Raw genomic sequence first — 23,403 nt, forward strand, 5'->3', positions numbered from 1 at the left:
GCGGCCGAAGTCTGGCTTTGTACCAGACTGCACAAACGCCAAGCTCGGTCACTTTGGCTGGCTGGCCACGCTATAGGTGCCGGACCAATTAGGCACATAGCGTAGGTAGATTGCTGCGGCGGGGAGCAAGTTCGTCTGCGCCCCGCGCTCTATCACCCAGCAGAAAATCGAAGTGTGATTGCGAAGCGTCCTCTCTAGGCAGCAGGCGGCTCGGCGCCGCAATCCTACCAGCCAGCATCGCGCGCGAGCAGTCATTCGGCTGAAGTTCGAAAGCAGGCGGCGGCGAACGGAACTCCTTGTCCGCAGAGGGGCGTCCCCGCCCCTTGTGAAGCCGCTCTGAAGCCACGCCAACGATCGCCCGGCGACGCGCGCCGGCTGGCCAGCATGGATAGCTGCCGGTAAAGTCCGGCCTGCGGATCGGCGTCTCTGGACGGAAAGGAGCGCGCGAGCTCCCGGAACGGCGTAGAGGCACCCATCTCGGCCGTAAAGTTCAGTTCCTGGCCGCCCGAAATCTAGCGGCCATGTTAAGGGTTGCAGTTGCGGCAAAAGCGCATGAAGGCGCCGCGATACGGCCGGCAGCCATTGGCGGCGAGAACACCTCAATAGCGAACCGACCAGGCCGACTAAAAGTAAATCCGTTTTGGGTCAGGTTAAGATATGGCGCGCAATCTCGCCGCGCGACCGCAACGGGTTGCAGTGCCGCCTACCTAGGAAATTGGAACTTCGGCTTTTGATCCAACACTAACCTCAAGGCCTCCGTTCCAGCCTATCGCGCAAAATGCTCCATGCGAGCAAGACGTTCGGCGCATAGCGGACCACGTTGTGGAACGAGATCGGCGATGGCGGAGCGAAGGGAAGCGGCAAGTCGCCGACATTCATTCCCCCGGCCCAATCGGCGAGCGCCTTGCCCATGGCCGTGGTCATGGCGATGCCACGGCCGTTGCAGGCAAAGCCCGCGATCAGTCCCGGACCGAGATCTACGAGGCGCGGCAGGAAGTCAGGCTCGACGGCCGCCATGCCGGACCAGGAATATTGCAGCGGCGGGATATCCGGCAGCTCGAGATGCGTGGCGAGGCGCCGCCAGATCGCTTGCGGCACCCGTGTTTCGGCGCCGGCGCCGACAACATGCATGCCGCCGCTGATCAGCCTGTTTTCGCTGTCGAAGCGAAAGGTCAAAAGGTTGCGTCTCGTGTCGCCGACACCTTGTCCGCCAGGCAGCAGCCTGCTGCGCATGCCCCGCGGCAGCGGCGCCGTCGCGATCTGGAATACCCTGAGCGGGAAGTAAGTTTGCCCGAGAACCGGATTGAGTTCCTCGCCATAGGCGTTTGTGGCAACCAGAACCTTTCCCGCCCGCACCGATCCCGACGGCATCTTCAGCGCCCAGCCTTGCGCAGTCCGGTCGATTGCTGTGACGCGGCTGTGCTCGAAAATGCGGGCGCCAGCCTTTTCGGCGGCGGTCGCCAAGCCACGGGCGTAGGCGACCGGATCGAGCACGCCGCCGGAGCGATCCATCCAGCCGCCGAGATAGCCGCGCACGCCTGTAAGCTCCTGGACAGAACGGCTGCCGAGCGTGACAGCGGGCCTGCCGCGCGCAGCCCATTGACCGGCGCGGGATTTCACCTTTTCCAGAGCCGCCGCCGAGTGCGCCGGCTGGATCCAGCCGTTCTGCACCGCGTCGCAATTGATCCGGTGCCGCTTGATGAGGTCGAATACCAGGTCGGCGCTGCCGCCGGCGAAGTCGATCAGCCGCTCGCCGCGCTCCGGCCCGAGATGCGCGATGATGGCGGACGGATCCATCTTGGCGAAATTGGGCACTACGAAGCCGGCATTGCGGCCCGTTGCCCCCCAGGCGATGATCTCGGCTTCGAGTACAGCGACCGAGATGCCTCTCTCGGCTACGTGAAGCGCGGTCGAGAGGCCGGCGAAGCCGCCGCCGACGATCGCGAGGTCGACATCGATCCGGCCTTCGATCGGCGGTCGGTCATGGTGATCGCGAGCAACGGCGTGCCAAAGGGAGAGGTTTTGCGATTCCTTTAAGGCCGTCCGGCTCATGGGCCGCTGCTCTCAGGCGCGGCGGGGCTCGGAGCCTTGGCGGTCCGGAGGCGTCGCGGCCTGTCGCCGAACAGGCCGCTCGGCCTGACCAGCAGGATGACGCACAGCATCACGCCGATGGCGACGATCTGCAGGGCGGCTGCCCGTGCCTGCTGCTCCGCCGAGAACAGCACGCTGGTGAGCGCGCCGGAGCCGGCCCATATCGCCCAGACCAGTACGCTGCCGGCGACGGCACCTAAATTGCTGCCGGAGCCGCCGAGAATCAGCATGACCCAGACCTGGAATGTCAGGATCGGCAGGTAGTTGTCGGGCGCGATGAAGCCGATGAAATGCGCCTGCAGCGCGCCGGCAAGCGCCATGATGGCGCCGCCCACCGCGAATGCCTGCACGCGGTAGAAGCGGGCGCTCTTACCGAGCGAAATCGCAGCACGCTCATCCTCGCGCAGCGCCTTCAGGACGCGGCCCCACGGGCTGCGGGAGAGATGTTCGAGCGCGATGTATGCGGCGAGCGTCACCATCGAGACGATGGCAAGGTTCGACAGGTTGAAGAGCAGCGGCGTTTCAGCCAAGCCCCCAAAGGGGCGCGGAATGAAGCCGATACCGAAAGGGCCTCCGGTCAGTTTCTGGGCATTGAGCGCGACCAGTTGCACGACCACCGCGACGCCAAAGGTGGTGATCGCCAGATAATCCGATCTCAGCCGCAGCGTGGCGATGCCGGTCAGTGCCGCGGCAAGCCCGCCGACGACCATCGCGCCCAGCCAGCCGATGAGGATCGGTAGCTCGAAACCGCCAAGCCGCGCGGGATCGGCCGGCGTGGTGAGCAGCGCCGAGGTGTAGGCGCCAATCGCGACAAAGCCGGCGAGCCCTACATTGAACAGGCCGGTCAGTCCCCATTGCAGGTTCAGCCCCAGCGTGATCAGCGAAAAGATCAACGCCGTGGTCAGGAAGAAGGCGCCGTAGCCGACGAGATCGATCATCTTTCGCGAACCCCGAAGAGGCCGATGGGCCGCACGAACAGCACTGCCATCAGGATGATGAAGGAAACTGCCGCGCGCCATTCGGCGCCGATCAGTTGCACGGCGCCGGCCTCGGCCAAGCCGATGATCAGTCCGCCGAGCACGGCGCCCGGCACGCTGCCTATGCCGCCCAGGATGGCGGCGGCAAACATCGGCAGCAGCATGTCGAAGCCCATGAAAGGTCGGATCTGGATGAGGATGCCGATCATGACGCCGGCCACGCAGGCCAGTCCGCCGCCGATGATCCAGGTGACACGCACGACCTTGGCGACGTCGATACCGACGACGCGGGCGAGCGCGGCGTTCTGGCTGAGCGCCTGCATGGTGCGGCCTGTCTGCGTGCGCGTGATCAGGAGATGGACGCCGGTCACCAGGAGGGCGGTCAGCAGGAGCAGGGCGATCTGGTCCGGGGTGATGCGGATGCCGAGTCCGACCGGCATGGCGATCTGTATGGCCCGGCTGAAATAGGTCGGCCGTGACGTGAACGTGAATTCGAGCAGGCTTCTCAGCGCCATCGAGGCGCCGAAGCTCGCCATCACCACGATGATCGCTTGGCCCTGCTTGCGCAGCCGGGAAAACAGCACCAGGTCGAGCAGCAGCGCGAGCAGCGCCGTGAACGCCATGCCGATGACGAGCGCGACGATGAGCGGCCAGCCGAAGGAGAGCGAGCCGATCGGCGCGAGCTTGCCGAACATCGCGCCGATGGCGCCGACGACGGCGAGCGTCGCGTAAGAGCCCCAGGCCATGAAGTCGCCATGCGCGAAGTTCGAGAAGCGAAGGATCGAATAGGTCAGCGTCACACCGATGGCGCCGAGGCCGATCATCGAGCCGGTCAGCAGCCCGTCGACGATGAATTGCAGGCTCATGCGGCGCTCCCCTTGCCGGAGGGCATGGCCTTGCCGTCGCTTTTCGGGCGCTGGCCAAGGTAGAGCTCCGCGACCACCGGATCATTCCACAGTTCAGCGGCGACGCCTTCATGCCGGTCCTTGCCTTCGACCAGCACATAAGCGCGGTCGCCTATGGCAAGCGCCGCCTTGGCATTCTGTTCGACCAGAAGGATTGTGACGCCGGACTTGCGGATGGCGCAGAGCATCTCGAACACCAAGGCGACGAATTTTGGCGACAGGCCCGCCGACGGCTCGTCGAGCACCAGCACCTTCGGACGCACGATCAGCGCCCGCGCCACCGCCAGCATCTGCCGCTGTCCGCCAGACAGGTTCCCGGCGGCCGCCTTTCGCTGCCGCAAGAGATCGGGGAAGGCGGCGTACATTTCCGCGATGCGCGCCGGGATTTCGCGTGGCTTCAGGATGCCGCAAGCGACTTTCAGATTGTCTTCCACCGACATCAGCGGAAAGACGTTCTCGGTCTGCGGCACGAAGGCGAGCCCGAGGCGGACCATGGTATGGGCGGGAGCCGAAGTGATGTCCTTGCCGTCGAGCAGTACGGTGCCGCGGCTGATCGGGACAAGGCCGGCAACTGCCTTGATCAGGCTCGACTTGCCGGCACCGTTCGGGCCGAGAACGACGACGATCTCGCCCTTGTTGACGGTGATCGAAGCGCCGCGCACGATCGGCACGCCGGGCTCGTAGCCGGCTTCGAGATCGCGGACGGCAAGCACGGTCTCGCTCATGCCGCGCCTCCGAGATAGGCCTCGATAACGCGCGGGTCGCGCGCCACCTCGTCGGCGGTGCCTTCGCACAGGAGCGCGCCGCTCGCCATGACCAGCACGCGATGGCAAAGCCGCGTCACCATGTCGATATTGTGCTCGATCAAAAGGAAGGTGATGCCGCTTTTGTTGATGTCGCGGATGCGGTCGATGAGCACTTCGAGCAGCGTGGCGTTGACGCCGGCCGCCGGCTCGTCGAGCAGGATGATCGCCGGATCGGCCATCATCACGCGGGCAAGCTCGAGGAGCTTGCGCTGCCCTCCGGAAAGCACGCGAGCCGGCTCATGCGCCAGTCGGGTCAGCGAGACAAGTTCGAGAAGCTCGGCAGCTTTCCTTGCGGCGGCCCTTTCCTCGGCGGCGACACGCCAAGACATGACGAAGTTGGCGAGCAGCCGCTCCCCGGTCTGTCCCTGCGCGGCGAGCATGACGTTTTCGATCAGCGTCAGGTTGGGCAGGGGCCGGGGGATCTGGAACGTACGACCGAGGCCGCGGCCGATACGGCGGTGCGCCGCCTCACCGGAAACGGGCACGCCGCCGAGATAGATCTCGCCGCTGGAGGGCAGGATGCTGCCGGCGAGCAGGTCGAACATTGTCGTCTTGCCGGCACCGTTGGGGCCGATCAGGCCGAGGATCTCGCCGGGATGAACCTCGAAAGAGACGTTGTTGACGGCAACGAGCCCGCCAAACCGCCTGACGACGTTCTTCGCCGCCAGCACGGGCTCCTGGGCCTTTACCCCATGCCGCTTCTCCGTCTCTCCCATCATTTCCTCAGGCCGGAAACGCCGCTTCTCTGATTTGATATGTGATCACACTTGCTTTGATCACGCTATTCGGCTTTAATTTTCTCTGCAAGCCGAAAACGGGCCAGCCCGCCAAAGGGCCCCGCCAAAAAAAGGGCTGGAGTCGGGAACGCCATGCAAAAGGCAGCCGTGGAGCGCAACAACGAGGCTCTCGCCGCGCAACTCGCGCCGGTCGGCCGCGAGACCGTTCAGGACCGCGTCTATTCGGAGCTGCGCAGGGCGTTGATCGGCGGCCTCTTCGAGCCGAGCCAGGTGCTCACTATCCGCGGCCTTGCCGATGCGCTGGTTACGTCCACGATGCCCGTGCGCGAGGCGCTCGGCCGGCTCATCACCGAAAAGGCGCTCGAGGCGCTCCCCAATCGCTCGGTGCGCGTGCCGCCGATCACGCTGGAGCGGATCGATGATCTGCTGCGCGCCCGCATCCTCATCGAGGGCGAGGCGATTTCGCTCGCCGCCTCGCGCATGGGGCCGCGCCAGATCGCGACCGTCGAGGCCCTGCTGCGCGAGTGGGACGAGATCCGTGCCCTGAAGCACAAGAAGGATGTCGACCGTGAGGTGACGCTCAATCAGAGCTTTCATTTCGAGATCTACCGTGCCTGCGGCTCAGCGGTGCTGATCCCGATGATCGAAAGCCTCTGGCTGCAGTCAGGACCATGCATCCGCGTCGCCATCTACGCCTTTTCCGAAGCCGGCGAGGTGGACACCGCACATTATCACCGCAGCATCGTCGCGGCGCTTGCGGCTCAGGACGCGCAAGCCGCGCGCGAGGCGCTGGTGGCCGACATCAGCCGCCCCTTCGCCTTCCTGCGCGACAAGCTGCAATCCAGGACCAGAACGGAGTGACATGACAGGACGCGCCATAAAGATCACCGAGCCGCGTTCCGGCCTATCGGCAACAGCGCTTCTGCTGCCGGAGAAGGCGCCCGACAACGCGGCCTTCCTGTGGGCCTATCTGGAGGAGCCGCGCGTCGTCGCCGGTATCCATGCCATGTGGACTGGCCCTGAAATTTCCTGCCCGGTTCCGCCGTCGCATTTGGAGAACCAGGCTTACGCTCAGCCTTTGCCGGCGGAGAATGCGACGCTGACGCCGCAACCCGGCGACATCGTGCTCTCCTACGTGCCACCGCGCATGTGGAGCGGCAACCCGAACGCGATCTTCGACATCGGTCTGTTCTACGGGCAGGGCGCGCGACTTTTGTTTCCGATCGGGTGGCTTGCCGGGAGTGTAGTCGCCCAAGTGCTGCCCGAGCAGCGGGAACAGATTGCGGCGGCCTGCGGCGTCATTCGCCGCAACGGCGCCTGCGACGTAACCTTCACACGGGCGGAGGCGTGAATGGCTAAGCGCGACGACAGTTTCGAACTCTTCGACCTGCGCGTCGAGGCCGTCATCCCCGAAGGCAAGCCGATCTACTGCGGCGCCAAGCCAGGCGACTATTTCGAACTCAGGGGCGAAATGCTGTCCATGCCGGCGGGGCAGGGCTTCTCGATCTACTCCATCGCCGCCGTCCTGCCCTTGCTCGCGGCAAAGCAGCGGCCGACGCACCCGAACGACTGGATGACGTCGGATGCGGAGATCGCTTGCCCCGATCCCAACTGTGCAAGCCGGCTAAGGATCGTAAGAACGGGCAAGCGGCGCTTCAGCCATGCGGAGACCACGGCCGTGCCGCTGCCGCCCGACAGTGAGGACAAATGATGGCAAAAACGTTCGAGCTCGGCTCCGGCTACACGATCTCGCGGGTCATCCGCGGCGGCTGGCAGCTTGCCGGCGGGCATGGCACGATCGACCGGCAGCAGGCGGTGACCGACCTGATCGCCACCTTCGACGCCGGCATCTTCACCTATGACTGCGCCGACATCTACACCGGCGTGGAGGAACTGATCGGCGCCGCCCGGCTGCGGCTTGCCAACGAACGCGGCCTCGACGTCGCCGCGCGGATGAAGGTGCACACCAAGCTGGTGCCCGACCTTGAGCGGCTCGCCAGCATCAGCCGCGATTACATCAGGAGCATCGTCGATCAGTCGATGCGGCGGCTGAAGACGGAACGGCTCGATCTCGTGCAATTCCATTGGTGGGACTATTCGCAGCCCCGCTACATCGACGCGATGGGCTGGCTGAATGAGATGCGCGCCGAGGGCAAGGTGCGCAATGTCGGCACGACCAATTTCGACACACAACGCCTGTCCGAAATCCTGTCAGCCGGCGTGCCCGTGGTCAGCCAGCAGCTGCAATATTCCGTCCTCGACCAGCGTCCGGCGAAGGGCCTTGCAGGTCTCGCCGCGGACAACGGTGTCAGCTTCCTTTGCTACGGCTCGGTGGCGGGCGGATTTCTCAGCGAGAAATGGCTGGGTGCCGCCGAACCATCGATGCCGCTCGAGAACCGCTCACTGGTCAAGTACAAGCTGATCATTGACGATTTCGGCGGCTGGGATCTGTTCCAGCATCTGCTGGGAACGTTGAAAGCGGCAAGCGACCGCCACAGCGTCGACATCGCCACTGTCGCCAGCGCCTGGGTACTGGGGCAGCCACAGGTGGCCGCCGTCATCGTCGGTGCCCGCAACCAGGCGCATGCGCTCGCCAACGCCCGCATTATGGAGATCGCGCTGTCCGCGCAGGACCGGGCGGCGATCGGAACAGTGATCGCCGAGAGTTCTGGGCTCGAAGGCGATGTCTATACGCTTGAGCGTGACCGCCACGGCCGCCACGGCTCGATCATGCACTACAATCTGAACGCTGGCGGGAAGTGAGCCTGGACATGGACGCTTCGCTCCTTTCCCGCGCCAGCGCCGAGGTCGTCGATCTGCATCGCTTCTTCGTCGACTGGTTCGACAGGCGGCGCTGCGACAGAGCGGATTTCAGCCGCTTTGAAAGTGTGATGGGCGAGGGCTTCTCCATGGTCGTGCCTAGCGGCCAACTGCTCGACCGCGAAGCGGTGCTCAATCATGTCCGGGCCAGCCGCGCAACTTTCGACGGCGACTTCGCCATTTCGATCGAGGATATCCGGCCCGGATGGGGGACAGACGACTTGCTTGTCCTCACCTATGTCGAGGCGCAGCAGCGCGCCGGCAAGCAGAGCCGAAGGCGTTCGAGCGCCGTCTTCACCACCAATTCATCGGCACCGAACGGCGTCGAATGGCGACATCTGCATGAAACCTGGCTGCAGATGCCACAAGACTGAACAGGCAAAGTATGAAGTCGTGCAACGAAAGGGGAACAGCAATGACAAAGAAACTATTCCAGATCGGCACCGCGCTCGGTCTGCTGATGGCGGCCAGCGCGGCGAATGCGGCCAACTGCAAGATCACCGTGGGCCTGGTGATGGAACTGACGGGTCCGGCAGGCGAATACGGCCAGGCCGGCGCGAAGTCGGTCGAGATGGCGTTCCGCGACATCAACGATGCAGGCGGCGTCCGCGGCTGCGATCTCGCGACCGACACGCGCGACAGCCAGAGCCAGGGCAACATCGCGGTCGACGCCGCGACCCAGCTCGTGCAGGTCAAGAAAGTGCCGGCCATCATCGGCGGCATCATCTCGTCGGTGTCGATCCCGATCCTGACCTCGGTCACCGCGCCGGCCAAGGTCGTCCAGGTGTCGCCCGCCTCGTCCTCGCCGACGCTGACGGCGCTGGGGCGCGAAGGCAAGACCAGCGGCTTCTTCTTCCGCACCATCACCTCGGATGCGCTGCAGGGTGTCGCGGCCGCCAAATACGCCATCGACAAGGGTTTCAAGAAGCTGTCGGTCATCCATGTCAACAACGACTTCGGCGTCAACATGGTGGCCGAATTCTCGCGTGCCTATAAGGCGCTGGGCGGCACCATCGTTTCCGACACGCCCTACAATGAGAAACAGTCGAGCTACGCGTCGGAAGTCACGGCGGCCATGGCCGGCGAGCCGGACGGGCTTTATCTCGTCAGCACGCCCGTCGACGGCGCCACCATCGCCCGCACCTGGGTTTCGCAGGGCGGCGTGCAGAAATTCCTGCTCAATGACGGCATGAACAGCCCCGACTTCATCGACTCCGTCGGCGCGGACTATCTGAAGGATGCCTACGGTACGTCCTCCGGCACCAGCCCGACCGCTTCGACCGATTATTTCAACAAGAACTATAAGGCCTTCTCCGGCATCGAGCCGTCGAATCCGGCGGCCGACCGCTCCTACGATGCCGGCGCCATCGTCGGGCTTGCTATCGCCATTGCCGGCTCGGAGGAGCCAGCCAAGATCAGGGATGCGATCTACAAAGCGGTCGATCCGGCCGGCACGCCGATCCATGCCGGCAAGGACGAATTCGCCAAGGCGCTCGGCCTGATCAAGGAGGGCAAGCCGATCCGCTACGAGGGCGTGATCGGCCCAGTGTCCTTCGACAAATACGGCGACATCACCGGCCCGTTCCGACTTTGGAAGATCGTCGACGGCAAGGTGACCACCGACGGCGAGATGACGACAGACGACGTTAACGCCCTGCAGGCGAAGCTGAACAAATGAAGTGTTCGACACGCAGAACTGGGCCCCGGATCGCTGATCCGGGATCCAGCGACCGCGGATAAGTAAGTCAGTATATCTTGCGTTTCCGGGGTTGTCCGACGTCAGAATTTGAGTGCCCGAATGCGACGTTCGGCGCCCTTGGTGAGAAAGACCGTTTAGCGGCCAATCGCGGCCGTTGAGGGTGCCTTTTGCGCTTCCTGAAATCCGACATCCCAAGCGACCACACCGGCCGACCTGCTCACAGTTCCGGACCTTGGCCGCCAGGGCAAGCAAGGTCGGCACACGGACTGCGAGCGGACAACGGAGACCCCTTATGAATGGACCACGAACTCTGGTGGCCCCCTCCCGCCTTTGGGTTGTAGGTCCGCTTCGAAATGCCGATTTCGTATCAAATCGGTCGGCGATTAGCGCAATCGCCGGCTTCGCAAAGCACCTGTTGGGCCAATTGCAGGTCCGATGTGGCAGATCCCTCGGTAAACTTGCGGTAGAGCGCCGCGAGCAGGTCGTGAGCTTCACCGCCCCGATTCTCCTTGATCCACAGTCGGGCTAGGCTGGTCGTCGCGCGCAACTCCCACAAGTCAGCGGATTGCCGCCGCGCTATTGCGGCCGCGTGCTTGAACCGTGCCTCGACCTTGGCCTGATCAACAGTGGGCAGTTGCAGCATCAGTTCGCCTGTCAGCCGATGCAGCTCCGGCTCGAACCAGCGCTCGCCGGTTTCACGCACTCGGCCTAGCCCATCGGCGAGCAAGTCCAAGCCCTTTTTCGCCCCGCCGGCCTGGGTTTCGACGTGCGCGAGCAAGCTTAGAAAGAATGGAACAAGGAAACCGGCTCCCGTCGTCTGCCAGGACACTAAGCCTTCTCGAATCTGCGCAATGGCCGGCTGCAACTCGCCCGTCTCCCCCAGCGTCCAGCCTCGAACGACCATACCCGCCCCGACGAAGTGCGGAGACCCTTGTGCTCTCGCGAGCGTGATCAGTGAATTCGCCCGTTCCCGGGCTTCTCGCCAGTCGCCGCGAAGCTGCGACAGGATGCAGCCATAAAGTAAAGCATAACCCAGCGTGTTGCGGTGAGATAGCTCCCTAGCGTCCGCCAACGCCTCGTTGCTCCTCGTCTGCGCCTGCTCGGGATAGCCGAGAGTTAGCAGGGTCCAGGATAGGACCGACAGCCCTGCCACCCGAGGGTCTTGGGCGAACAGGAACGCGAGAGAGCGATGTCGCTGTGGATCGTAAAGGGCGAGCGATCGCTCCAGATTTTCACGGGCAACGGTCACCTCGCCGCGAAGGAAGGCATCGGTTCCGACGATGCGGTTGCCAACGACCTCGGCGGCCAGATCCTGTTCTTCCCGCGCGCGACGCAGCAGTTCCTCTCCTGCCTTCCGGCCCGCCTCCAGCTCCGCCCGCACGACATGGAATACCCAGTCCCCGTAGAGGACAGGGAAGAGCCGATTTGTGTCACCGAGCCGTTCGCATAATTCGCGCGCTCGCGCGTTGGCCCGCCCAACTTCTGGCGCTGCCCAGCCCTTGGCAGTCATCAGCGCGACGGCAAGGGCGACTTGCAGTTCGAGTTCCTGCCGCCATTGCGTGCCATCATCAGGTAGGGCTTCAAGCAGCTCCAGCCCTCTTGTCAGATGGGTAATTGCTTCCTCAGTTGCGGAGCGAGCAATCTCCGCTTGCCCTGCCTTGAGCCAGTAAGTGATCGCTGGTTCCGGCAGTCCCGCCTCCGTGAAGTGCTGGGCTAGAAGTTCGGGTTGCGTTTGGACCATTTCCGGGAATCGCTGCTCGATTGCATTGGCGATTCCCGCGTGCAACCGCTGTCGTTTCGAGCGCACAAGTGTCGCATAGGCCGCGTCGCGCACGAGCGCATGCTTGAAACTGTAGGTCGCCTGCGGCGAAATCCCGTGGCGGAACACCAATCCCGACGCAATAAGGTCGTCCAATGCTCGCTCCACCTCGCTGGTCGGCAACGGCACGGCCGCCATGAGCAACTCGTGCGAGAATTCTCGTCCGATTGCGGCCGCCACCTGCGCCACCTCCCTGGCGGGGGCAAGTCGGTCGAGCCGGGCCAATAACGACTCCTGAAGCGTGGTGGGGATCGCTATGGCCGACAGTGGACTGGCGAGAGCGTAGTGATCGCCCTCATCTCTTAGCAGGTTGGTCTCGATCACGGCCCGCGTCAGCTCTTCCACGAAAAGCGGCACGCCGTCGGTTTTGGCGACGATCTGGTTGAGCAATTCGGTCGGCAGAGCCCTGCCGCCGGTCAGCCGCTCGACCATCGCTGCGCCTTGCCGTCGGCTCAAACGACTAAGCGTCAGTGCGGTGACGTGAGGATAGTGCATCCACGGTTGCAGGAACTCGGAGCGGAATGTGATGAGCACCATCACCGGCGCGCCCTGCACGCGGTCAATCACAAGATCTAGCAACTCCAGGGAGGTCGGATCTGCCCAATGTACGTCTTCGTAGACAGCCAAGACGGGCTGGCGCGCTGCGAGCCCAATGAGCTGATCGACCAATACCTCCAGCGTCCGTTCCTTCTGTCGGTGCGGGCTAAGCTCCAACGGCGGATAGCGGTCGTCTGCTGGAAGCGACAACAGCGCCGCGAGCAGCGGGACCGCGGCGACATCTTCCGTCGAAAGCGCGACCAGTGCCTCGAGTTTATTCAGTCTCACTCCGGGAAGGTCGTCTGCGGCGAAACCAGCCGCCCGCTCCAGAAGACCGATCACCGGATGAAGCGGGCTGGCCTGATGGTACGGCGAGCAGTAGTGACTCACAATCGTATGCGGTTCGCTTTCTAGCCGCCGACGTAGGGCACGGACGAGGCGTGACTTGCCGATGCCAGGCTCACCGGCTAGCAGCACAACCTGGCCTTCGCCTTCTTTGACTGCTTCCCAGTGCTTGAGCAGCAGTCCAATCTCATGCTCGCGACCAATTAGCGGGATGAGGCCCGCCCCACGCATGGCTTCGAAACGGCTTTCCGCAGCGCTTTCACCAAGCACGCGCCAAGCACGTACGGAAGCAGGAAAACCCCTTAGCGGGGGAAGGCCGAGTTCGGCGAGATCGAACAAGCCACCGATCAACTGCCGCGTGCGAGCTCCAATAACCACAGTTCCAGGCTCGGCCAGACTTTGCAGACGCGCGGCGAGATTCGGCGTTTCACCGACTACCGTCCTCTCACGCGCTGCACCTTCACCGATCAGTTCACCGACAACTACGAGGCCTGTGGCGATTCCGACACGGGCTTGAAGCATCACGCCGTGCACCGGTTGCAGATCCCGCACTGCCTCGACGGCTGCAAGCCCCGCCCGCACCGCCCGTTCGGCCTCATCTTCGTGAGCGTGCGGATAGCCGAAGTAGGCTAGCACGCCATCGCCCATATATTTGGCGATATGTCCCTCGAACCGTGCAATCGCACCCGACACCGCGCCTTGATAGCCACGCAGCAGTTCGCCCATCTCCTCTGGATCGAGTCGTGATGAAAGCGCAGTCGAGCCAACTAGGTCAACAAACATCACAGTGAGCTGGCGGCGCTCCGCCGCCGGGAGCGACATGGATCTGGTTGCTGTAGATGTATCTCTACCTGGGCTGGTCGCTTGCCGATCGATCTCGCGCAGCGAAGCTATGGCAGCAAGCAGTTTGCGGCGGTGCCCGACTGAAGCGACGCCGAGTCCAATCAGGTCCTCGGCGGAAAGATCTCTGAGGACTTCATCATCGATATCGTTTTGGCGGAACGCTTCCTCGTACTGTCCCAGTCCTTGGTCGCGCAGCCAAGCACCGACGTCCATGGCTCCTTCTCCGTGTGTTCGGAGCGCAAGGTTCTGCAATATACTCCAAAAAGCCTCCGAACGGCACTAAGAAAACCCTCCTGCGGTGTCGGGACATGTGACGGCTACGACCGGATTGGGTATCTCGGCTTGCCGTAGTCCTTTTCAACGGGGAATGGCAGAGAAGGGTCAGCTCACGACGACGCACGCAGGATGCCTGAAGGTCCGTTTCTGACTATTCGAGCCTCGAAGCTGCCCGTCAGCTTCTGATGCGGTGGACGGCTCTCCTCCCGCCCAGCGATATGATTGTGGGGCCAGAGCTGGAGGAGATCTATGATGGGCAACGTTACTACGATTGGTCTGGATATTGCGAAGTCAGTGTTTCAAGTCCACGGGGTGGATGCGGCGAGTGAGGTTGTCGTTCGCAGGAAGCTGACGCGCGGGCGCGTGCTGGCATTGTTCGAGAGCCTGCCACCTTGCCTGGTCGGAATCGAAAGCCTGCAGCTCAAGCCTGCAGCTCATCGCACTATTGAGCGGCAAGAGGTTCGTGGCGATTCTGCTGGCGATACTGCCCTTGGGGAACGACGCATCCGGGCCACTGTTCGAGGATCAACCGCAAGGCTTGACAAAGTTTGCCTCTCAATGGATCGTAAAGCGGTTTACTAAAGCGCTTTACAAGACGCTGTAGCAAAGGAAGCTGCATGAGCGACAGAACCGCCAGCCTGAAGGACGTCGCCGGGGCAGCCGGCGTTTCCGTGGCGACTGTCTCGCGCCTGCTCAACGGCTCGCTCTCTCTTCCCGAAGAGACTCGCAAGCGCATTGAAGACGCAATCCGCGACCTCAACTACAGGCCCAACCCGCATGCGCGTCGCCTCAGCCGCGGCCGCTCGGACACAATCGGCCTGGTCGTGCCCGACATCGCCAATCCGTTCTTCGCCGCCTTCGTTGCCGCGGTCGAGGCGGAAGCCGACAGCCGCAACCTGGCAGTCTCGCTTTTTGCCACGCTCAACCGAACCGGCCGCGAGGTAGCTTATCTGGAGCTGATCGAGCGCAAGCATGTGGACGGGCTGATCTTCGTCACCAACCATGCCGACGACGGCCAGCTCGCAACTCACATCAACCAGGTCGGCAAGGTCGTCATCGCCGACGAGGATGTGCCGGGTGCGGATGTGCCTAAACTGTTCTGCGATAACGAACAGGGCGGTTACCTCGCTGGTCGCCACCTCGCCGCGCACGGGCATCGCGAAGTGCTGTTCGTTGGCAGCGAGCAGCAGATGATCAGCGGCCGTCGTCGCTTCGACGGCTTACGCCGCGCGCTGCGCGAGCATTGGGGCGAGGACATCGTGCCGGCAAGCTATCGTGGAAACTACACGGTCGAGTTCGGCCGCGAGGCCGCCCGCCGCTTCATCGCCAATGGCATGCCGGGCACCGCGATCTTCGCCACATCGGACGAGATCACCATCGGCATGATCGAGGTCTTCCGGGCGGAGGGCATCTCGGTTCCCGGCAACGTCTCCATTGTTGGGTTCGACGACGTCGCGCCCTTCCACCTGTTCGCGCCGTCGGTGACAGCCGTGCGCCAGCCCGTGCGGGACATCGGCAGACGGTCGCTGGCGCTGCTTCTCGAAACGAATTGGCAGGATCTCGCGTCACCGGCGCCGCAGGAACTGATGCCAGTCGAGATCGTGGTGCGGGAATCCGTTGCCCCGCCCGCGAAACGTTAAGCCGGCAATGGAAGAAAACTTCACAGAGGAGAAACGAATATGACCTTGACCACAACTCGCAGAACCTTCGCTGCAGCTCTCGGCTTCACCGCACTCGGCATCTTTGCCGGCGCGGTTTCGCCTGCCGTCGCGCAAGACCAGAAGACCTACGCGCTGGTGCAGATCAACCAGCAGGCCCTGTTCTTCAACCAGATCAACCAAGGCGCACAGAAGGCTGCGGACGCCGCCGGCGCCAAGCTGGTAATCTTCAACGCCAACAACGACGCCGCCGCCCAAAACAGCGCCATCGAGACCTACATTCAGCAGAAGGTGAACGGCCTGATCGTCGTGGCCATCGACGTCAACGGCATCATGGCGGCGGTCAATCAGGCGGCGGACGCCAAGATCCCGGTGGTGGCGATCGACGCCATCCTGCCCAAGGGTCCGCAGAAGGCGCAGATCGGTGTCGACAACGCCAAGGCCGGTGCCGACATGGGCGCGCATTTCCTCGACTATGTTAAGGCCAACATGGGCGGCAAGGCCAAGATCGGCATCGTCGGCGCCCTCAACTCCTACATCCAGAACGTGCGCCAAAAAGGCTTCGAGGACGCCATCAAGGGCAAGGACGGCATCGAAACGATAGCTGTGGTCGATGGCCAGAACGTGCAGGACACCGCGCTTGCCGCCGCCGAAAATCTGATCACCGGCAATCCCGACATGAACGCGATTTACGCCACCGGCGAGCCGGCGCTGCTCGGTGCCATCGCTGCCGTGGAGAGCCAGGGCAAGCAGGACCAGATCAAGATCTTCGGCTGGGACCTGACCGCGCAGGCGATCTCGGGCATCGACAAGGGCTACGTCACGGCCGTCGTTCAGCAGGATCCTGCCGGCATGGGCGAGGCCGCCGTAAAAGCGCTCGACACCATTACCAGGGGCGGCAGCGTGGACAAGAACGTCGCGGTGCCGGTGACCATCGTCACCAAGGACAATGTCGAGCCGTACCGGGCAGTCTTCAAATGACCGAGCACCAGGCCGCAATGTCTGCCGTCGCCGGGGGGACTTCCCCCCGGCCTGCCGGCGGGCCCGCCGACGGCGCGGCGCCACGCGTTTCACTGCGCGGCATCGTCAAGACCTTCGGCTCGCACCAGGCGCTCCGCGGCGTCGATCTCGACATCTATCCGGGTGAGTGTCTCGGTCTTGTCGGCGACAACGCCGCGGGCAAGTCGACGCTGACCAAGATCATATCCGGCACCTACATTCCCGATGGCGGTACCATCACCATCGAAGGTCGGCCGGTGGTGCTCTCCGGCCCGGCAGACGCGCGTTCCCGCAACATCGAGATGGTGTTTCAGGACCTTTCCCTGTGCGATCATATCGACGTGATAGGCAATCTCTTCCTTGGGCGAGAGCGCACCAAGGGGCCATTCCTCGATCACCAGGCCATGCTCGAAGGCGCACGCCACATGCTGGAGGCTCTTGAGATCCGCATTCCCCGCCTCACCGCCAAGGTGGAGAAGCTGTCTGGCGGCCAGCGGCAGGCCATCGCCATCGCCCGCGCCGCAGCCTTCAACCCGAAGGTACTGATCATGGACGAGCCCACCTCGGCGCTCGCCGTGGCGGAAGTCGAAGCAGTGCTGGCACTGATCAAGCGCGTCAAGGCGCGCGGCGTTTCGGTTATCCTCATCACCCATCGCCTTCAGGACCTGTTTCGCGTCTGCGACCGCATCGCCGTCATGTACGAAGGCACCAAGGTTGCCGAGCGCCGGATCGGTGAAACGGACCTCGAAGACATCGTCAAGCTCATCGTCGGAGAAGGCGCACACCAATGACCGTCTACACCGAAAGGGCGAAAGGCTCGCCATGGGCCGACTTCCTGGCTGAGAACGCTCAGATACTCTCCATCGCGATCTTCTTCTTCGCATGCATCGCCTTCTTTGCCGTCGGCACGAACACCTTCCTCACCGTTGGCAACATTCTGAACATCCTGCGACAGGCGGCCCCCATACTGATCGTCGCTGTGGCGATGACCTTCGTCATCATCACAGCTGGTATTGACCTGTCAGTCGGCTCGCAGGTGGCGCTGGTCAACGCGCTGGCTGCCATCCTGATGGCTGCAGGCCTACCATGGCCTGCCACCGTTCTGGCCATGCTGGCCCTCGGCGTGCTGACGGGGCTTGGGCAAGGCTGGTTCGTGGCCTATCAGGACGTGCCAGCCTTTATCGTCACGCTCGCTGGCCTTTCCATCCTGCGCGGGCTGGCACTTTACCTCACCCAGGGCTATTCGATCCCGATTGAGAACGCTGCAGGCTTCCTCATGCTGGGCCGCGGTGAAATCGTCGGTATCCCAGTTCCCGCGCTCATCGCTGTGGTCGTAGCCGTCGTCGGCTATGTCACGATCCGCTCGACCCGCTACGGGCGGCAGGTGGTGGCGGTCGGCTCCAATATGGAGGCGGCGCGTCGCGTCGGCATGCCGGCGCGCTGGGTCATCGCCTCGGTCTACATGATCTCGGGCATTTCCTGCGCCGTCGCCGGCCTGCTTATCGCCGCTCGTCTTGGCTCGGGTTCGTCCAACGCGGCCGTCGGCTTCGAACTGCAAGTGATCGCAGCCGTTGTCCTTGGCGGCACCTCGCTGATGGGCGGGCGCGGGACCATCCTCGGTACCCTGCTCGGCACGCTCACCATCGCCGTGATAGGCAATGGCCTTATCCTCATGCACATTTCGCCCTTCTTCACCCAGATCGTCACCGGCGCCATCATCCTGATCGCCATCTGGCTGAACACCCGCATCTTCAATGCCAAGTTCCGGCTACCGAGCAGAGCGGGAGGCAAAGCGAAATGACGGCCACCCCGCTCTCCGAGGCGCATGTGCGCTCGGGCAAGGTGATGACGGTGGCCGGGCCGGTCGTCGCCTCCGACCTTGGCATGACGCTCATGCACGAGCATGTGCTGAACGATTGTTTGTGCTGGTGGCACAGGCCGAAGGAGCCTGAGCGGCAATATCTGGCTGGCGGCTTCGTGTGCATCGAGATCCTTTCGGAGCTGCGCCAGGACCCCTTCGTCAACCGCCACAACATCACTCTGGACGATGAGGCGCTGGCGGTGAAGGAACTGAAGCAGTTCGCAGCCGTCGGCGGGCGCACCCTGGTCGAGCCTACCTGCCAGGGCATCGGCCGCGATCCGCTGGCCATGCGCCGAATTTCGGCGGCGAGCGGGCTCAATATCGTCATGGGCGCCGGCTACTATCTCGCATCCTCCCACCCGGCCAAGGTGGCGTCGATGTCAGCCGACGACATCGCCGCCGAGATCGTGCGCGAGGCAGTGGACGGCGTTGAGGGCACCGGGGTAAGGATCGGGCTGATCGGCGAGATCGGCGTTTCCGCCGACTTCACAAAAAGCGAAGAGAAGTCCCTGCGCGGAGCCGCCCGCGCCCAGCAGCTGACGGGGCTGCCGCTTATGGTGCATCTGCCCGGCTGGTTCCGTTTCGGCCATAAGGTGCTCGACATCGTTGAGGAGGAGGGGGCGGAGCTGCGCCACACGGTGCTGTGCCACATGAACCCCTCGCACGACGATTTCGCCTATCAATTGTCGTTGGCCGCTCGCGGCGCCTTCATCGAATATGACATGGTCGGCATGGACTTCTTCTATGCCGACCAGCAGGTGCAGTGCCCGAGCGACGACGAGGCGGCGCGTGGCATCGTGCGCTTGATCGACGCCGGTTATCTGGATCGCATCCTGATCTCGCACGACGTGTTCCTGAAGATGATGCTCACTCATTATGGCGGCAACGGATATGCCTACGTGCCGAAGCACTTCCTGCCGCGCCTGGGGCGACATGGCGTGCCGGAGGCCGCGCTCACGCGGCTGATGCATGACAATCCGCGCTTGGTCTTCGACGCGACGGTCTGACGTTGGAAGGCCCCAATTTCCCATAGAAGAAAGCGAAAGACGACATGACAAAGAAGGTTCTCCTGGTCGGCGAAAGCTGGGTAAGTTCGGCCACCCACTATAAGGGCTTCGATCAGTTCGGTTCCGTCACCTTCCATCTCGGCGCCGAGCCGCTGGTAAAGGCGCTTGAAGGCTCAGAATATGAGCTGACTTACATGCCGGCCCACGAAGCAGTGGAGAAGCTGCCCTTCGAGATGGCGGGGCTAGACATCTACGATACCATCATCCTGTCCGACATCGGGGCGAATTCGCTGCTTCTGCCGCCGGAGGTGTGGCTGCATTCGCGCACCGTGCCGAACCGGCTGAAGTTGCTCAAGGCCTGGGTGGAAAAGGGCGGGGGCCTGCTCATGGTCGGCGGCTACTTCTCTTTCCAGGGCATCGACGGCAAGGCCCGCTGGCGCCGCACGCCAGTGGAAGACACACTGCCCGTCACCTGCCTGCCCTATGACGATCGCGTCGAGATACCCGAAGGCACCGTGGCCGAGATCGTCGCCGCGGATCATCCGGTCATGGCGGGACTGACCGGCCAGGCATGGCCGCCGCTGCTTGGCGTCAACGAGGTTGAACTTCGGCCAGGTACTAATGCTGAGCTGCTCGCGCGCCTGCCGCAGGACCAGGGTGGCTTTCCGCTGCTTGTGATTGGCAGCCATGGCAAGGGCCGCACGGCGGCCTGGACCTCTGACATCGGCCCGCACTGGCTATCGCCGGCCTTTTGTGCCTGGGAAGGCTACGGCAGGCTGTGGAAGAACATCCTCGGCTGGCTGACCGCCGAGCGCTGACCTCAAAGGTGCGCCAGGATCGCTCTCATTTCCTCGATGCTCGGAAAGGCGCCCAGCGTGCCTTTCCGCGACACGGTGAGTGCGCTCGCTCGGGTCGCATGGATGAGCGCCAGTTCGTCAAGGCGGGTGCCGCGCAGGAACGCGGAGGCCAGGGCCACGCCCATAAACGTGTCCCCCGCGCCGGTGGTGTCCACGACGTTAGCGGGCATCGCGGCCACCCGCAGCGGAGCACCGCCGCCGCTGAGCAGGGCGCCGTCCGCGCCGAGCGTCAGGACCACATCGCGTACGCCGCGCGCATGCAGCACGGCGGCGGCCGCGTCGCTCGACTCGCCCGTCAGTGCCATCGCCTCGCCTGCATTGAGGAAGGCAAGGTCTACCAGCGGCCACAGATCCTGAAAGGAAGGCCTGAGCGGCGACGGATTGAAGGCTGTGACGATGCTGCGCCGGCGCGCTTCGCGCAGCAGCGCCTCTGTCGTCACCTCGCTCAGATTGCCTTGGAAAACTGCAAGGTCGCCCGGTTGTGCTTCGCGGATAGCAAGCAGCGCATCCTCGGGCCGAAGGTTCTCGGCCGCGTCCGTCGTGGTGACGATGGCGTTCTCCCCGTCGGGAGTTGTGAATATGATGGAGAAGTCGCTGCTGCGGCCCTCCTGTCGCAGGAGTCGGCATTCGACTGGCTCGGCGGCGAGCCGTTCGGCGATGCTCTGGGCGCGGAACTCCACACCCACAGGCGCTACGAGGGTGGTGCTCAGGCCGCAGCGGGCCATGACCACCGCTTGGTTTGCGCCCTTGCCGCCGAGATCGCTGGAGCCGTGGCTGCCGAAGATCGAGGCACCGGCCAATGGCCACTGTTCGACCCGGATGGTCTCGTCAACCGCCACATTTCCTATGACATAAGCATGCATGAACACTCTTCCGAAGGACTTTTGAAATGCAGCAAATCTCGGACAATCCCGCCAGCGCCATAAGGGAAATATTCGGGCGCGACAAGGCGCTGATCGGCATGATTCATTGCCCCGCCTTCCCCGGTGCCCCCCGTTATCGCGGCGCCGATATGAAAACCATCTACGATACCTGCATGCGCGATGCCGAAGCCCTTATCGAAGGCGGGATGCATGGCCTGATCATCGAAAACCATGGCGACGTGCCCTTCTCGAAGCCTGACGACATCGGCTATGAGACGGCTGCCTTCATGTCGGTCGTCACCGACCGCATCGCGCGCGCGGTCGGCGTGCCGCTTGGCATCAATGTGCTGGCCAATGCGCCGATACCGGCCTTTGCCATCGCCGTGGCGGGAGGCGCGAAGTTCATCCGCGTGAACCAATGGGCGAACGCCTATGTCGCCAATGAGGGTTTCATGGAGGGCCGCGCGGCGGAGGCCATGCGTTATCGTTCGACTCTCAGGGCCGAGCACATCAAGGTCTTCGCCGACAGCCACGTCAAGCACGGCAGCCACGCCATCGTCGCCGATCGCAGCATTGCCGAGCTGACGCGCGATCTCGCCTTTTTTGATGCCGACGGCGTAATTGCCACCGGCCAGCGCACCGGCAACGCCGCTACCATCGAGGAGATCGAGGAGATCGCCGCCGCCACGCATCTGCCGCTGCTGGTCGGCTCGGGCGTGGACAAGACCAATGTCGTGGGGATCCTCAAGCGCACAAGCGGCGTCATCGTCGCCTCGTCGCTGAAGGCAGACGGCGCTTGGTGGAACCCGGTCGACATCGAGCGCGTGCGCGCCTTCCGCGCCGCTGCCGAGCCGGCTCTGGAAGCCTGACGGATGACGGGCGAAACGCTGTCGGAGCGCATTTTGCGCGAAAACGAGGCCGTCTTCGAAGCCATGGTTCGCCACCGCTTCACCACCGACATCGAGGGCGGTCATCTGGCGGGCGAGGTGTTCGACCGCTACCTTGTCTACGAGGGCGCCTTCGTGGATACGGCCATCTCGATCTTCGCGCTTGCCACCGCCAAGGCCGGCACGATCGAACAGAAGCGCTGGCTGATCGGTGTGCAGGATGATCTGGCCAACCAGCAGATCGCCTATTTTGAACGGACACTGGCGGCCCGCGTCATCGATCCCAGCAGCTTCAATCTCGGCGATCCGCGCGTGAAGGCATTCTGCGCCGGGATGCTGGACATAGCCGAAAAGGGAGCATTCCTCGACACCATCGTTGCGATGTTTGCGGCGGAATGGATGTACTGGACCTGGTCGAAGCGCGTCGCGGCCGCGGCCATTGCCGATCCGCTGCTCAAGGAGTGGGTGGCCATGCACGCCGGCGATACCTTCGCCAGGCAGGCTGGATGGCTGAGGCAGCAGATCGACGAGGCGGACGCCAGCCTCGATGATGCAGGGCAGGCCCGGCTCAGCGCCGTCTTCGGCCGCGTGCAGGCACTGGAGATTGCCTTCCATGATGCCGCCTATGGAAACATTGTATGAGCGAGCCTCGGATAGACGCCGAGCGTTTCTTTAATCGTCTCGATGCCTTGGCCAGGCCAAGGGAGGTGTCAACCGGCAGGCGCTTTCGCCGCAGGACCGGAGCGCGCGACGCCTTCTGACGCAGCTTAGTCGGGCACGAGGTTTCGGTGTTGCTCAGGACGCGATCGCCAACTTGTTCATTCGCGCGAAGGCAAGGTTCGCGTAGCCTTCAGACAACCTTTTGATTTACTTGCGGAAACGGTGGCGGCTGCGACGCTGGCGGTGCATCCGAATAGCGGAAGTGCGATCGGATCGGTCTGACGTTTATGAAAACACCGCCTAATTCATGGGGCGCCGATTTCACGAGTCAACGATCAGTCCGCGCAGGTAGCCTTCGAGCATCGTCGAACGGCGGAGAGGCTTCGCTTTCCCGTTCAGCCAGGAGGTTAAGGTCGGCGACGGGCAGTCGCGCCAGGGTCTTGTCCACGGCCTTGCCCCGCCACTCGTCGGCGTCGAGAACATACGTCGCCCACATGCCGTAGCGGGCAGCACGCGCTCTAGACTGCGCAGCGAGATATCGCGTCACCGATGATGAGCGAGGCCTCCGACGCCGCCGCGCGGCTTGTTCGAAAGCATCGACTTGATGGCGGCCCATGCGCAGTCTGTGAGTTCGTACCGCATGGTTCGAGGCTCCGTTTTGAGGAGCTGGAATCACACATCCGGAGTCGGTGTCAAAGCCGACAGGCATCGCGTCCCGCCTCGGCGCAAACTGCGGCTCTCATCGAGTAAGACCCA

The 23,403-nt window shown here is 63.6% G+C and carries 21 protein-coding genes and 3 pseudogenes; 16 read left to right on the top strand and 8 right to left on the bottom strand.

Translation table 11 applies throughout. The features are described from left to right. Positions 1-747 precede the first annotated feature (747 nt). Genes ABID26_RS19730 through ABID26_RS19750 form a run of 5 tightly spaced genes read right to left on the bottom strand, consistent with a single transcriptional unit; the run spans position 748 to position 5,495 of the window. Positions 748-2,052: an NAD(P)/FAD-dependent oxidoreductase gene (locus ABID26_RS19730; protein WP_292373398.1), complete on the bottom strand. Its 1,305-nt coding sequence runs from the start codon at positions 2,050-2,052 to the stop codon at positions 748-750. After that, positions 2,049-3,029, bottom strand: coding sequence for a branched-chain amino acid ABC transporter permease (locus ABID26_RS19735; RefSeq protein WP_292340671.1), 981 nt, complete (start codon positions 3,027-3,029; stop codon positions 2,049-2,051). Before ABID26_RS19735 ends, ABID26_RS19730 begins: the two co-directional genes overlap by 4 nt. Beyond that, positions 3,026-3,934 (bottom strand): branched-chain amino acid ABC transporter permease, encoded by a 909-nt coding sequence (locus ABID26_RS19740; protein WP_292373400.1) that lies wholly within the window; start codon positions 3,932-3,934, stop codon positions 3,026-3,028. Before ABID26_RS19740 ends, ABID26_RS19735 begins: the two co-directional genes overlap by 4 nt. After that, positions 3,931-4,698 carry an ABC transporter ATP-binding protein gene (locus ABID26_RS19745; RefSeq protein ID WP_292373402.1) on the bottom strand — a complete coding sequence of 256 codons (768 nt, stop codon included), beginning with the start codon at positions 4,696-4,698 and terminating at the stop codon, positions 3,931-3,933. Before ABID26_RS19745 ends, ABID26_RS19740 begins: the two co-directional genes overlap by 4 nt. After that, a complete protein-coding gene (locus ABID26_RS19750; RefSeq protein WP_354416062.1) occupies positions 4,695-5,495 on the bottom strand; it encodes an ABC transporter ATP-binding protein in 801 nt (266 codons plus the stop codon). The genes ABID26_RS19745 and ABID26_RS19750 overlap by 4 nt, the downstream gene beginning before the upstream one ends. 153 nt (positions 5,496-5,648) lie before the next feature. On the opposite strand from ABID26_RS19750, the gene ABID26_RS19755 reads away from it, so the two are divergent. Genes ABID26_RS19755 through ABID26_RS19780 form a run of 6 tightly spaced genes read left to right on the top strand, consistent with a single transcriptional unit; the run spans position 5,649 to position 10,014 of the window. Beyond that, positions 5,649-6,377: a GntR family transcriptional regulator gene (locus tag ABID26_RS19755; RefSeq protein ID WP_354416063.1), complete on the top strand. Its 729-nt coding sequence runs from the start codon at positions 5,649-5,651 to the stop codon at positions 6,375-6,377. A 1-nt stretch (position 6,378) separates the two neighbouring features. Continuing rightward, positions 6,379-6,867 (top strand): DUF3830 family protein, encoded by a 489-nt coding sequence (locus tag ABID26_RS19760; RefSeq protein ID WP_354416064.1) that lies wholly within the window; start codon positions 6,379-6,381, stop codon positions 6,865-6,867. Next, complete coding sequence (locus ABID26_RS19765) at positions 6,868-7,227, top strand: TIGR04076 family protein (RefSeq protein WP_354416065.1); 360 nt, start codon at positions 6,868-6,870, stop codon at positions 7,225-7,227. After that, the gene (locus ABID26_RS19770) at positions 7,224-8,279 is read left to right on the top strand and encodes an aldo/keto reductase (RefSeq protein ID WP_354416066.1); all 1,056 of its coding nucleotides are present in this window, start codon (positions 7,224-7,226) and stop codon (positions 8,277-8,279) included. Before ABID26_RS19765 ends, ABID26_RS19770 begins: the two co-directional genes overlap by 4 nt. An 8-nt stretch (positions 8,280-8,287) precedes the next feature. After that, on the top strand, positions 8,288-8,710 hold the full coding sequence (locus ABID26_RS19775; protein WP_354416067.1) for a DUF4440 domain-containing protein: 423 nt from the start codon (positions 8,288-8,290) through the stop codon (positions 8,708-8,710). A 41-nt stretch (positions 8,711-8,751) separates the two neighbouring features. Continuing rightward, the gene (locus ABID26_RS19780; RefSeq protein ID WP_354416068.1) at positions 8,752-10,014 is read left to right on the top strand and encodes an ABC transporter substrate-binding protein; all 1,263 of its coding nucleotides are present in this window, start codon (positions 8,752-8,754) and stop codon (positions 10,012-10,014) included. A gap of 388 nt (positions 10,015-10,402) precedes the next feature. On the opposite strand, the gene ABID26_RS19785 is transcribed toward ABID26_RS19780, so the two are convergent. Beyond that, entirely contained in the window at positions 10,403-13,792 is a 3,390-nt protein-coding gene (locus tag ABID26_RS19785) for an AAA family ATPase (protein WP_354416069.1), read from the bottom strand. Between the two features lie 315 nt (positions 13,793-14,107). Between ABID26_RS19785 and ABID26_RS19790 the strand changes: the two are divergent. The 7 genes and pseudogenes from ABID26_RS19790 to ABID26_RS19820 all read left to right on the top strand — a co-directional run. Further along, positions 14,108-14,269 (top strand): annotated as a pseudogene (locus tag ABID26_RS19790) (IS110 family transposase); the annotation flags it as partial. A gap of 203 nt (positions 14,270-14,472) precedes the next feature. Then, the gene (locus ABID26_RS19795; RefSeq protein ID WP_292373416.1) at positions 14,473-15,495 is read left to right on the top strand and encodes a LacI family DNA-binding transcriptional regulator; all 1,023 of its coding nucleotides are present in this window, start codon (positions 14,473-14,475) and stop codon (positions 15,493-15,495) included. A gap of 39 nt (positions 15,496-15,534) precedes the next feature. Next, a complete protein-coding gene (locus ABID26_RS19800; protein WP_126098324.1) occupies positions 15,535-16,494 on the top strand; it encodes a substrate-binding domain-containing protein in 960 nt (319 codons plus the stop codon). 17 nt (positions 16,495-16,511) lie between these two features. Continuing rightward, complete coding sequence (locus ABID26_RS19805; RefSeq protein ID WP_435528592.1) at positions 16,512-17,303, top strand: ATP-binding cassette domain-containing protein; 792 nt, start codon at positions 16,512-16,514, stop codon at positions 17,301-17,303. Then, the gene (locus ABID26_RS19810; RefSeq protein WP_126098326.1) at positions 17,300-18,313 is read left to right on the top strand and encodes an ABC transporter permease; all 1,014 of its coding nucleotides are present in this window, start codon (positions 17,300-17,302) and stop codon (positions 18,311-18,313) included. The genes ABID26_RS19805 and ABID26_RS19810 overlap by 4 nt, the downstream gene beginning before the upstream one ends. Further along, the gene (locus ABID26_RS19815) at positions 18,310-19,380 is read left to right on the top strand and encodes a phosphotriesterase family protein (protein ID WP_354416070.1); all 1,071 of its coding nucleotides are present in this window, start codon (positions 18,310-18,312) and stop codon (positions 19,378-19,380) included. Before ABID26_RS19810 ends, ABID26_RS19815 begins: the two co-directional genes overlap by 4 nt. Positions 19,381-19,424: 44 nt before the next feature. Then, on the top strand, positions 19,425-20,198 hold the full coding sequence (locus tag ABID26_RS19820) for a glutamine amidotransferase (protein WP_126098327.1): 774 nt from the start codon (positions 19,425-19,427) through the stop codon (positions 20,196-20,198). Positions 20,199-20,200: 2 nt separating this feature from the next. On the opposite strand, the gene ABID26_RS19825 is transcribed toward ABID26_RS19820, so the two are convergent. Beyond that, positions 20,201-21,100, bottom strand: coding sequence for a ribokinase (locus tag ABID26_RS19825; protein ID WP_354416071.1), 900 nt, complete (start codon positions 21,098-21,100; stop codon positions 20,201-20,203). Positions 21,101-21,126: 26 nt separating this feature from the next. Between ABID26_RS19825 and ABID26_RS19830 the strand changes: the two genes are divergently transcribed. The 3 genes and pseudogenes from ABID26_RS19830 to ABID26_RS19840 form a co-directional block, all read left to right on the top strand. Further along, positions 21,127-21,969 carry a BtpA/SgcQ family protein gene (locus ABID26_RS19830; protein ID WP_354416072.1) on the top strand — a complete coding sequence of 281 codons (843 nt, stop codon included), beginning with the start codon at positions 21,127-21,129 and terminating at the stop codon, positions 21,967-21,969. Positions 21,970-21,972: 3 nt separating this feature from the next. Next, entirely contained in the window at positions 21,973-22,629 is a 657-nt protein-coding gene (locus ABID26_RS19835; RefSeq protein WP_126098330.1) for a TenA family protein, read from the top strand. A gap of 55 nt (positions 22,630-22,684) precedes the next feature. Further along, positions 22,685-22,825: pseudogene (locus ABID26_RS19840) on the top strand (Zn-dependent hydrolase); the annotation flags it as partial. Between the two features lie 150 nt (positions 22,826-22,975). Here the strand turns inward: ABID26_RS19840 and ABID26_RS19845 are convergent. Continuing rightward, positions 22,976-23,191, bottom strand: a pseudogene (locus ABID26_RS19845) (thermonuclease family protein); the annotation flags it as partial. Positions 23,192-23,403 lie beyond the last annotated feature (212 nt).

The organism is Mesorhizobium shonense (assembly GCF_040545255.1).
Lineage (GTDB): Bacteria > Pseudomonadota > Alphaproteobacteria > Rhizobiales > Rhizobiaceae > Mesorhizobium > Mesorhizobium shonense.

Bases quoted from the DNA above. Each gene is read 5' to 3' on its own strand.
- ABID26_RS19735 (WP_292340671.1), bottom strand. From the start codon at position 3,029: ATGATCGATCTCGTCGGCTACGGCGCCTTCTTCCTGACCACGGCGTTG.
- ABID26_RS19750 (WP_354416062.1), bottom strand. From the start codon at position 5,495: ATGGGAGAGACGGAGAAGCGGCATGGGGTAAAGGCCCAGGAGCCCGTG.
- ABID26_RS19755 (WP_354416063.1), top strand. From the start codon at position 5,649: ATGCAAAAGGCAGCCGTGGAGCGCAACAACGAGGCTCTCGCCGCGCAA.
- ABID26_RS19820 (WP_126098327.1), top strand. From the start codon at position 19,425: ATGACAAAGAAGGTTCTCCTGGTCGGCGAAAGCTGGGTAAGTTCGGCC.
- ABID26_RS19760 (WP_354416064.1), top strand. From the start codon at position 6,379: ATGACAGGACGCGCCATAAAGATCACCGAGCCGCGTTCCGGCCTATCG.
- ABID26_RS19830 (WP_354416072.1), top strand. From the start codon at position 21,127: ATGCAGCAAATCTCGGACAATCCCGCCAGCGCCATAAGGGAAATATTC.
- ABID26_RS19805 (WP_435528592.1), top strand. From the start codon at position 16,512: ATGTCTGCCGTCGCCGGGGGGACTTCCCCCCGGCCTGCCGGCGGGCCC.
- ABID26_RS19800 (WP_126098324.1), top strand. From the start codon at position 15,535: ATGACCTTGACCACAACTCGCAGAACCTTCGCTGCAGCTCTCGGCTTC.
- ABID26_RS19825 (WP_354416071.1), bottom strand. From the start codon at position 21,100: ATGCATGCTTATGTCATAGGAAATGTGGCGGTTGACGAGACCATCCGG.
- ABID26_RS19780 (WP_354416068.1), top strand. From the start codon at position 8,752: ATGACAAAGAAACTATTCCAGATCGGCACCGCGCTCGGTCTGCTGATG.
- ABID26_RS19730 (WP_292373398.1), bottom strand. From the start codon at position 2,052: ATGAGCCGGACGGCCTTAAAGGAATCGCAAAACCTCTCCCTTTGGCAC.
- ABID26_RS19740 (WP_292373400.1), bottom strand. From the start codon at position 3,934: ATGAGCCTGCAATTCATCGTCGACGGGCTGCTGACCGGCTCGATGATC.
- ABID26_RS19815 (WP_354416070.1), top strand. From the start codon at position 18,310: ATGACGGCCACCCCGCTCTCCGAGGCGCATGTGCGCTCGGGCAAGGTG.
- ABID26_RS19745 (WP_292373402.1), bottom strand. From the start codon at position 4,698: ATGAGCGAGACCGTGCTTGCCGTCCGCGATCTCGAAGCCGGCTACGAG.
- ABID26_RS19770 (WP_354416066.1), top strand. From the start codon at position 7,224: ATGATGGCAAAAACGTTCGAGCTCGGCTCCGGCTACACGATCTCGCGG.
- ABID26_RS19835 (WP_126098330.1), top strand. From the start codon at position 21,973: ATGACGGGCGAAACGCTGTCGGAGCGCATTTTGCGCGAAAACGAGGCC.
- ABID26_RS19775 (WP_354416067.1), top strand. From the start codon at position 8,288: ATGGACGCTTCGCTCCTTTCCCGCGCCAGCGCCGAGGTCGTCGATCTG.
- ABID26_RS19810 (WP_126098326.1), top strand. From the start codon at position 17,300: ATGACCGTCTACACCGAAAGGGCGAAAGGCTCGCCATGGGCCGACTTC.
- ABID26_RS19785 (WP_354416069.1), bottom strand. From the start codon at position 13,792: ATGGACGTCGGTGCTTGGCTGCGCGACCAAGGACTGGGACAGTACGAG.
- ABID26_RS19795 (WP_292373416.1), top strand. From the start codon at position 14,473: ATGAGCGACAGAACCGCCAGCCTGAAGGACGTCGCCGGGGCAGCCGGC.
- ABID26_RS19765 (WP_354416065.1), top strand. From the start codon at position 6,868: ATGGCTAAGCGCGACGACAGTTTCGAACTCTTCGACCTGCGCGTCGAG.